Source organism: Nocardia sp. NPDC004722 (genome assembly GCF_053601505.1).
Genome location: NZ_JBSGBY010001076.1, coordinates 1 through 1,337, shown reverse-complemented (window position 1 = coordinate 1,337; position 1,337 = coordinate 1). Strand labels below are relative to the sequence as shown.

Below are 1,337 nucleotides of genomic sequence, written 5' to 3'. Positions count from 1 at the left end.
GAACCGGAGGTGAAGATCACGTAGGCGGTGTTGTCGCCACGCAGCGGGGCAATCCGGTCCGCATCGGTGATCGAGGCATCGGAATAGCCCGACAGATCGAGCTCGTCGATCAGTAGGGTGCCACTCGGCATTTCCCCGCCCATTATTCCGGCGTGTTCTCGGCCGGAATCTACCCCTGCATCGTGTGGTTCCCGACTAAGAAGTGCGCCGGGATGACGGGAGACGGTGAGCTCGAAATTGTCGCGTGCGGTGGTCAGCACGCACACCGGCTGCGCGGTGTCGAGCACGTACTGATTGCGCTCAGCCGGATGGTCGGGGTCCAGCGGCACGTACGCGGCGCCGGCCACCGTGACGGCATACATGCCGACCAGCAGGTCGACCGAACGCCGCATACCCAGGGCCACATAGGAATCCGGTCCAACACCCTCGGCGATGAGGTACCGCGCCAAGCGGTGCACCCAGGACGCGAACTCGGCGTAGGACAGGGTCTCGCCTTCGAACACCAGCGCGGTGAGCGAGGGTGTCTGCTTCGCCTGGTTGGCGAACATCGAGGCGAGGGTGACCTCGGCGTCGATCTTCTTGCCGCCCAGCGCGACACGCTTCACGTCGTACTCGGTGGCGTTCCATCGCCGCAGCACCTGGCGACGCTCGGCCGGATCCAGCAACTCGATATCGCCGACCAGCACGGCCGGCTCGGCGACCACGGCTGCCAACAGGCGCACCAGGCGCTCACCGAAGCCCGCTACGGTGCCCTCGTCGAACATGTCGGTGGCGTAAGCGAATTCGGCGGCCAAGCCTGAGCCCTCGGCCCGCTCGGTCAGGTTCAATTGCAGGTCGAACTTGGCGGTGACCACGTCCAGCGGCACACCCGCCACTTCCAGACCGGGCAGGGCGAAGCTCGCCTCACCGGTGTTCTGGAACGACAGCATCACCTGGAACAGCGGGTGCCGTGCCTGCGAGCGGGCCGGGTTGAGGATCTCCACCAGACGCTCGAATGGCAGATCGGCATGACCGAATGCCTGGATATCGCCGGTGCGCACGGCATCCAGCAATTCGGTGAACCGGCGGCCGCCGTCGACCTCGGTACGCAGCACCACGGTGTTGACGAACATGCCGATGGCGTCGTCGATCTCCTGCTCACCACGGCCCGCGACCGCGGTGCCGATGGCGATGTCCCGCTCGCCCGTCAGGCGCGAGAGCAGCACGGCCAGCGCCGAATGCATGAGCATGAACAGAGTCGCCCCATGCTCGCGGGCCAAACGGTCGAGTCCGGTCAGCAGTTCGGCATCGATCGAGAACTCGTGCACCCCACCGGCGTAGGACGCGACGGCCGGGCG

General features: G+C 66.3%; 1 protein-coding gene. It reads right to left on the bottom strand.

Annotated elements, in window-relative coordinates; translation table 11 throughout:
• A partial coding sequence (locus tag ACWELQ_RS45810; protein ID WP_452403213.1) for a condensation domain-containing protein occupies positions 1-1,337 on the bottom strand: 1,337 nt, incomplete at both ends.